The following is an 8,165-nucleotide window of genomic DNA, read 5'->3' as shown; positions in this document are numbered from 1 at the left end:
ATAGCTCAGTTGGTAGAGCACGACCTTGCCAAGGTCGGGGTCGCGAGTTCGAGTCTCGTTTCCCGCTCCAAAATTTGAAAATGCTTGTAAAGCACAGACCACCAATCGCAGGATTTCGAATTGCGACAAGGCGGCAACTGAATGAGTCCTTAGGAGCTTACTAAAGTAAGTGACTTAGGCGAATGAAGGCAGCCAACGCAGTAGCGGTTCGAAAGACGAAGATTATGCGGGAATAGCTCAGTTGGTAGAGCACGACCTTGCCAAGGTCGGGGTCGCGAGTTCGAGTCTCGTTTCCCGCTCCAAAATTTGAAAGTGCTTGTTAAGCACAGACCACCAAATCGCAGGATTTCGAATTGCGACAAGGCGGCAACTGAATGAGTCCTTAGGAGCTTACTGAAGTAAGTGACTCAGGCGAATGAAGGCAGCCTACGCAGTAGTGGTTCGAAAGACGAAGATTAAGCGGGAATAGCTCAGTTGGTAGAGCACGACCTTGCCAAGGTCGGGGTCGCGAGTTCGAGTCTCGTTTCCCGCTCCAAATTCTTACCCCAATAAAAATATCCACAACGAATAATCGCGTTGGGGACGTTTTGTTTCGTCATTGACATACTCTTGTAAACAGACTTATCCACAGGTTCGGGTATTATTCCTGGAATGCAAAAAACTTCGCCGGGTGAATAGTATCATTTTAACTATTTGAAATTATTGATTTAATTATCATTGCAAATTGTTAATGCGATCACTTGACGATTTTTTCCCTCTTGAATATCAATGTGTTTTTATTTTTATACACAAGCTGTGGATGACTTAAGCGTCGCGCGGCAGACCCTTCTCAATGACCCTGACCAAACGTTGTTTCTGCGGTAGCTGCACCTCAACTACGCAGGCATTTCGCTTCTCGATTTGCTGAGCAACCGCCCACTCTATGTGTTCGTCGAGAAGTGGGTGCTCACCTCTGCGACTTTCCAGTGCGTGAAGAATGGCTTCATTCCAGGGAGCATTACCCAACGCAACGGCGATATTTCGCAGCCAGCGCAGGTGGCCAATACGACGAATGGCAGACCCCTCCGTGACTTTTAAAAACCACGCTTCGCTCCAGCTAAACAGCTCTATTAACTCCGGAGCATGAAGCTGCTTGCGCGGGTTGAAGTCATCTTCTGCCGTCAACTGTGAATAGCGGTTCCACGGGCAAATAAGCTGGCAATCATCGCAGCCGTAAATTCGATTCCCCAACAATGGACGAAATTCTTCCGGGATCGCGCCTTCCAGTTCGATAGTGAGATAAGAGATACAGCGGCGCGCATCCACCGTGTAGGGTTCAACAATGGCCCCGGTGGGACAGATGGTCATGCAGGCGACGCATTTCCCACATCCTTCTTCTACTGGTTGGTCGATCGGTAGGGGTAAGTCGATCAGTAATTCCCCGAGGAAGAAAAATGAACCGGCTTCGCGATTGAGGATAAGTGAGTGCTTACCTGTCCAGCCAAGCCCGGCTTTTTCCGCTAACGGACGCTCAAGAATGGGCGCAGAATCGACAAAAGGTCTAAAATTCAGCGAAACGCAGTGCTGTTGAATCATCTCTCCCAGCTTTTTTAAGCGGTTACGTAGCAGCTTATGGTAGTCGCGCCCCAGCGCGTAACGGCTGACGTAACCCAGAGAAGGATTCTTCAACGTGCTGGCGAAGGCCGCATTGGCAGGAAGATAGTTCATACGTACGCTGATGACACGTAGCGTACCGGGCAATAATTCGTGAGGTCGGGCGCGCATCATGCCGTGACGGGCCATCCAGTCCATCTCGCCGTGGTATTGTTTATCCAGCCAGGCCTGCAGTTTGGGTTCCGCTTCGCTGAGGTCGGTATCGGCAATCCCGACCTGCTGAAAGCCAAGCTCCAGCCCCCACTGCTTAATATTTTGCGCTAACTGATTGAGATCGAGGGGCTCTGACATGACGGACCATACAATGAAGAAAAACCCCGCAAGTATACCACACTCCATCTGGCACGCCGATGACATCAGGCGGATGGAGCGAGAGGCGGCAGACAGTTCAGGGCTGACACTGTACGAACTGATGCAACGGGCGGGAGAGGCGGCGTTTCAGGTCACTCGTGAGGCTTATCCGAACGCCCGGCACTGGCTGGTGCTATGTGGTCATGGCAACAACGGCGGTGATGGTTACGTAGTGGCAAGACTTGCCAAAGCGCTGGGTCTTGAAGTTACGTTGCTGGCGCAGGAAAGTGACAAACCGCTCCCCGAGGAGGCGCAGCAGGCGCGTGATGCCTGGCTTAACGCTGGTGGCGTCATTCACGCGGCGGATATCAATTGGCCAAATAACGTGGACGTCATTATTGATGCGCTGTCAGGCACTGGCTTAAAACATGCGCCGCGTGAGTCTCTCTCGGTATTGATTGAACGTGCCAATTCTCACCCAGCCCCCACCGTGGCGATAGATATTCCCTCCGGCCTGCTAGCGCATACGGGAGCGACGCCGGGCGCGGTCATCAACGCAGCGCATACCATTACCTTTATTGCACTCAAGCCGGGCCTGCTCACCGGTAAAGCGCGCGATGTCACCGGGCGTCTGCATGTTAACGCACTTGGGCTGGACGACTGGCTGGCGGGGCAGAATGCGCCAATACAACGTTTTGATGCTCAACAGCTTGCACACTGGCTAACGCCGCGTCGACCCACCTCGCACAAGGGGTCCCACGGTCGACTGGTGATTATCGGCGGTGACCACGGTACGGCAGGCGCAATACGCATGGCCGGGGAAGCCGCGCTGCGAGCAGGTGCCGGGCTGGTCAAAGTGCTGACGCGCAGTGAAAACATTGCGCCTATTTTGACAGCCAGACCGGAACTGATGGTCGATGCGCTGACGCCGCAGACGCTGGAAGAGAGCCTGGCGTGGGCGGATGTAGTGGTGATAGGCCCCGGGCTTGGTCAGCAGGAGTGGGGCAAAAAAGCGCTGCAAAAAGTGGAGAATTTTCGCAAACCGATGCTCTGGGATGCGGATGCGCTGAACCTGCTGGCAATCAACCCCGATAAACGTCACAATCGCGTGATCACGCCGCATCCAGGTGAAGCCGCGCGACTGCTGGGTTGTTCCATTGCAGAAATTGAAGACGATCGCTTACTTTGTGCACAACGTCTGGTAAAACGGTACGGAGGCGTGGTGGTGCTGAAAGGCGCGGGTACGGTTGTTGCTGCTGAACAGGCGGAGTTGGGTATTATTGATACCGGCAATGCCGGGATGGCCAGCGGCGGAATGGGGGATGTGCTTTCCGGTATTATTGGCGCATTGCTCGGACAGAAGCTTACCCCGTATGATGCAGCATGTGCGGGATGTGTTGCGCACGGAGCGGCGGCGGATGTGCTGGCGGCGCGTTTTGGTACGCGCGGCATGCTGGCGACAGATCTCTTTACCACGCTACAGCGTATTGTTAACCCTGATGTGATTGACGTTTATCATGATGAATCGAGTAATTCCACTACCTGATGAGCAGGCGACTTTAGACCTGGGACTGCGGGTAGCCAAAGCCTGTGACGGCGCGACGGTTATATATTTGTACGGCGACCTGGGGGCGGGTAAAACCACCTTCAGCCGGGGATTTCTGCAGGCGTTAGGTCATAAAGGTAATGTAAAAAGCCCCACCTACACGCTGGTTGAACCCTATTCACTCGATAACTTGATGGTATATCACTTCGATTTATACCGACTTGCGGACCCAGAGGAGCTGGAATTTATGGGGATCCGCGATTATTTTGCCAATGATGCCATCTGCCTGGTGGAATGGCCGCAACAAGGTAAAGGTGTACTGCCAGACCCGGACGTCGAAATACACATTGAATACCAGGCGCAAGGTCGAGAGGCGCGTGTAAGCGCAGTCTCCTCATCAGGTGATTTATTGCTGGCGCGTTTAGCCGATTAACCTTAAGGGTGGCGGGATGATTTATCGCATCAGAAACTGGCTGATGGCAACCCTGGTCCTGCTGTGCGCGCAGGCAGGGGCCGCCAGCCTCTCCGATCTTCAGGTGTCCAATGGCGATCAACAGGCGCGGATTACGCTGAGCTTTATTGGCGATCCTGAATATGCCGTTTCGCAGGACGGGAAACGAACCGTCGCGCTGGATATTAAACAAACCGGTGTGATTCAGGGGTTACCGCTGCTGTTTAGCGGCAATAATCTGGTGAAATCTATCCGTTCCGGCACACCAAAAGATGCGCAGTCTCTGCGCCTGGTGGTGGATTTAACCGAGAACGGTAAAGCCGAAGCAGTAAAACGCCAGAACGGCGGCAATTATACCGTCGTGTTTACCATTAACGCTGATGCGCCGCCGCCTCCACCTCCCGTGGTTGCAAAGCGTGTTGAAGCGCCGATTGTTGCCCCACGTCCTGTCGAGCCAGCGCGCAATCCGTTTAAAGCAGAAAACGATCGCACTACGGCTGTGACTAACAGCAATACCTCCACGCGCCCTGCGGCGCGCGCCAGCACCAGCAACGGCGATAAGGTGGTGATTGCCATTGATGCCGGACACGGTGGACAGGATCCTGGCGCTATTGGTCCTGGCGGCACGCGTGAGAAAAACGTCACGATTGCCGTGGCGCGCAAGCTGCGCAGTTTGCTCAATGATGACCCGATGTTTAAAGGTGTACTCACCCGTGATGGTGATTACTTTATCTCGGTGATGGGGCGTTCAGACGTCGCGCGTAAACAAAACGCCAATTTCCTGGTTTCTATTCACGCGGATGCCGCGCCAAATCGTGATGCCACAGGTGCTTCCGTTTGGGTGCTGTCAAACCGTCGGGCGAACAGTGAGATGGCCGGCTGGCTGGAACAGCACGAGAAGCAATCGGAGCTGTTGGGCGGCGCGGGCGATGTGCTGGCAAACAGCCAGTCCGATCCTTATCTCAGCCAGGCCGTACTGGATCTGCAGTTCGGTCATTCGCAGCGCGTCGGGTATGATGTGGCGACCAGCATGATCGGCCAGTTAGAACGTATTGGTTCGATGCATAAGCGTCGTCCAGAACACGCCAGTCTTGGCGTACTGCGTTCGCCTGATATCCCGTCAGTGCTGGTTGAAACTGGCTTTATCAGTAACAACAGCGAAGAACGTCTGTTGGCGAGCGATGATTACCAGCAGCAACTGGCTGAGGCGATTTACAAAGGATTGCGTAACTATTTCCAGGCGCACCCGATGCAAACCGGGCCGCAGGGCGCACCGGCGCAAACCGCCAGCGCCATATCGCCGGGTAACACGTTAACAAATTAAGGATTAGCCATGCCGATTCAGGTTCTACCGCCACAGCTGGCGAACCAGATTGCCGCAGGCGAGGTGGTAGAACGGCCTGCGTCAGTGGTGAAAGAGCTGGTGGAAAACAGCATCGATGCCGGTGCGACGCGCATTGATATCGATATTGAACGCGGCGGCGCGAAGCTTATCCGTATTCGTGACAACGGCTGCGGGATTAAAAAAGACGAGCTGGCGTTGGCGTTGGCGCGTCATGCCACCAGTAAAATAGCCTCGCTTGACGATCTTGAAGCCATCGTAAGCCTCGGATTTCGCGGCGAAGCGCTGGCCAGTATCAGCTCCGTGTCTCGTTTAACCCTGACGTCGCGTACGCAAGAACAACCCGAAGCCTGGCAGGCGTATGCCGAAGGGCGTGACATGGATGTCACAGTTAAACCCGCTGCGCATCCGGTGGGAACCACGCTGGAGGTGCTAGATCTGTTCTACAACACTCCGGCGCGGCGCAAATTTATGCGCACCGAGAAAACCGAATTTAATCATATCGACGAGATTATTCGCCGCATTGCGCTGGCGCGTTTTGATGTGACGATAAATTTGTCGCACAACGGCAAAGTGGTGCGTCAGTACCGGGCAGTGGCCGCGGATGGGCAGAAAGAGCGCCGACTGGGCGCGATTTGCGGCACGCCGTTTCTGGAGCATGCGCTGGCGATCGAATGGCAGCATGGCGATTTAACATTGCGCGGCTGGGTGGCCGATCCTAACCACACAACGGCAGCACTGGCAGAAATCCAGTACTGCTACGTGAATGGTCGGATGATGCGCGACCGGCTGATCAACCATGCTATCCGCCAGGCCTGTGAAGATAAGCTGGGAGCCGATCAACAGCCCGCTTTTGTGTTGTATCTGGAAATCGATCCGCATCAAGTGGATGTCAACGTACACCCAGCTAAACATGAGGTCCGTTTCCATCAATCCCGGCTGGTGCACGATTTTATTTACCAGGGCGTGTTGAGTGTCCTGCAACAGCAGCTTGAAACGCCGCTGCCGTTGGCTGATGACGACGAACCCGCCCCAAGGCACATTCCGGAAAACCGCGTTGCTGCTGGACGCAACCATTTTGCCGAGCCGGCTCCCGCGCGTGAACCTGCGACACCGCGGTACTCAGCATCCGCTGGCACTGGAAGTGGCAATAGTGGTGGCAGTAGTGGTGGCGGTGGCCGTCAGGCGGGGGCCAGTTGGCCTCATGCTCAACCCGGATACCAAAAGCAGCAGGGCGAAATTTATCAGCAACTGATGCAGACGCCTGCTCCAACGCGTAAAACGCCGGTCTCTGAAACGCCATCGACGCCTCTGACTGGCAGCAGTCAGGGCTTTGGCCGGGTGCTAACGATAGTTGGTGCAGACTGCGCGTTACTCGAGTGCGATGGCCATATTCGGTTGTTGGCATTACCGGTGGCTGAGCGTTGGCTGCGTCAGGCGCAGTTAACGCCGGATCAGGGAGCGGTTTGTGCTCAACCGTTATTAATCCCTTTACGTCTAAAAGTGACCGCCGATGAAAAAGCGGCACTGCAAAAAGGACAGAGCCAACTGGCTGAGTTGGGCATTGAATTTCAGCTGGATGCGCAGCATGTGACCATCCGGGCGGTGCCTTTACCCTTACGCCAACAAAATTTACAAATCTTGATTCCTGAACTGATAGGCTACCTGGCGCAGCAATCCGTATTCGAGCCGGGCAATATTGCACAGTGGATCGCACGTAATCTGATGAGCGAGCATCCACAGTGGAGCATGGCACAGGCGATTACGCTGTTAGCGGATGTTGAGCGGCTCTGCCCACAACTCGTGAAGGCACCGCCGGGTGGTCTGTTACAACCTGTTGATTTACATTCGGTAATGAATGCCCTGAAACATGAGTGATACCCGTAAGGCGAGCCTGCCAAAGGCGATTTTTTTGATGGGGCCAACGGCCTCCGGTAAAACGGCATTAGCAATTGAATTGCGTAAAGTTTTGCCCATAGAGTTGATAAGCGTTGATTCCGCCCTTATTTACAAGGGGATGGATATCGGTACAGCTAAGCCTGATGCCGCTGAATTACAGGCCGCACCGCACCGATTGCTGAATATCCGCGATCCATCGCAGGCGTACTCCGCTGCGGATTTTCGTCGCGATGCGTTAGCCGAGATGGCCGACATCACCGCCACGGGCCGTATCCCGTTGCTGGTGGGCGGCACAATGTTATATTTCAAAGCCTTGCTTGAAGGACTGTCGCCGTTACCGTCGGCGGACCCGGAAGTCAGGGCCAGAATTGAGCAGCAGGCGGCAGAGCAGGGTTGGGACGCGTTACACCGACAGCTTCAGGACATCGATCCCGTGGCAGCGGCGCGTATTCATCCAAATGATCCGCAAAGACTTTCCCGGGCACTGGAAGTTTTTTTCATTTCGGGTAAAACTTTAACGGAGCTGACGCAAACGTCAGGAGATGCTTTGCCGTATCAGGTGCATCAGTTTGCAATCGCCCCGGCGAGCCGTGAACTGCTCCATCAGCGAATTGAGCAGCGTTTTCATCAGATGTTAGCTTCAGGTTTTGAAGCAGAAGTCCGGGCGCTTTTTGCCCGTGGAGATTTGCATACGGATTTGCCTTCCATTCGTTGTGTAGGGTATCGCCAGATGTGGTCATACATTGAAGGTGAAATTTCATACGATGAAATGGTTTATAGAGGTGTTTGCGCCACGAGGCAGTTGGCGAAGCGACAGGTAACCTGGTTGCGTGGTTGGGAAGGGGTGCACTGGCTTGACAGTGAAAAGCCTGACCAGGCGCGAAACGAAGTATTACAGGTTGTTGGTGCTATCGCGAACTGAATGTGTACAATTGAAACGTATCGTGCGCAATTTTTCAGAATCGAAAGGTTCAAAGTACAAA

6 protein-coding genes and 2 tRNA genes are annotated in these 8,165 nt (G+C 54.3%); 7 read left to right on the top strand and 1 reads right to left on the bottom strand.

Translation table 11 applies throughout. The features are described from left to right. Positions 1 to 226: 226 nt before the first annotated feature. Both OGY33_RS24265 and OGY33_RS24260 read left to right on the top strand, forming a co-directional pair. Positions 227 to 302: transfer RNA gene (locus tag OGY33_RS24265), tRNA-Gly, on the top strand. A 157-nt stretch (positions 303 to 459) separates the two neighbouring features. Further along, positions 460 to 535, top strand: a tRNA-Gly gene (locus tag OGY33_RS24260). A gap of 269 nt (positions 536 to 804) precedes the next feature. Here the strand turns inward: OGY33_RS24260 and queG are convergent. Continuing rightward, positions 805 to 1,944, bottom strand: coding sequence for a tRNA epoxyqueuosine(34) reductase QueG (gene queG / locus OGY33_RS24255; protein WP_048215092.1), 1,140 nt, complete (start codon positions 1,942 to 1,944; stop codon positions 805 to 807). Between queG and nnr the strand changes: the two genes are divergently transcribed. From nnr to miaA, 5 genes are read left to right on the top strand one after another with little or no spacing between them, the layout of a single operon-like run. Continuing rightward, positions 1,943 to 3,490: a bifunctional ADP-dependent NAD(P)H-hydrate dehydratase/NAD(P)H-hydrate epimerase gene (nnr, locus tag OGY33_RS24250; RefSeq protein WP_191238917.1), complete on the top strand. Its 1,548-nt coding sequence runs from the start codon at positions 1,943 to 1,945 to the stop codon at positions 3,488 to 3,490. The two genes, queG and nnr, sit on opposite strands and share 2 nt — an antisense overlap. After that, positions 3,462 to 3,923, top strand: a complete 462-nt coding sequence (gene tsaE / locus OGY33_RS24245; RefSeq protein ID WP_008786002.1) for a tRNA (adenosine(37)-N6)-threonylcarbamoyltransferase complex ATPase subunit type 1 TsaE — start codon at positions 3,462 to 3,464, stop codon at positions 3,921 to 3,923. The genes nnr and tsaE overlap by 29 nt, the downstream gene beginning before the upstream one ends. 16 nt (positions 3,924 to 3,939) lie before the next feature. Then, positions 3,940 to 5,265, top strand: coding sequence for an N-acetylmuramoyl-L-alanine amidase AmiB (gene amiB, locus OGY33_RS24240; protein WP_032942167.1), 1,326 nt, complete (start codon positions 3,940 to 3,942; stop codon positions 5,263 to 5,265). A gap of 9 nt (positions 5,266 to 5,274) precedes the next feature. After that, positions 5,275 to 7,161, top strand: coding sequence for a DNA mismatch repair endonuclease MutL (gene mutL, locus OGY33_RS24235; protein ID WP_191238916.1), 1,887 nt, complete (start codon positions 5,275 to 5,277; stop codon positions 7,159 to 7,161). Next, a complete protein-coding gene (gene miaA, locus OGY33_RS24230; RefSeq protein WP_191238915.1) occupies positions 7,154 to 8,104 on the top strand; it encodes a tRNA (adenosine(37)-N6)-dimethylallyltransferase MiaA in 951 nt (316 codons plus the stop codon). Before mutL ends, miaA begins: the two co-directional genes overlap by 8 nt. Positions 8,105 to 8,165 lie beyond the last annotated feature (61 nt).

The sequence above is a fragment of the Citrobacter sp. Cpo032 genome (genome assembly GCF_030332975.1).
GTDB classification, from domain to species: Bacteria; Pseudomonadota; Gammaproteobacteria; order Enterobacterales; family Enterobacteriaceae; genus Citrobacter; species Citrobacter portucalensis.
This window is presented reverse-complemented; position numbering and strand designations above follow the sequence as displayed.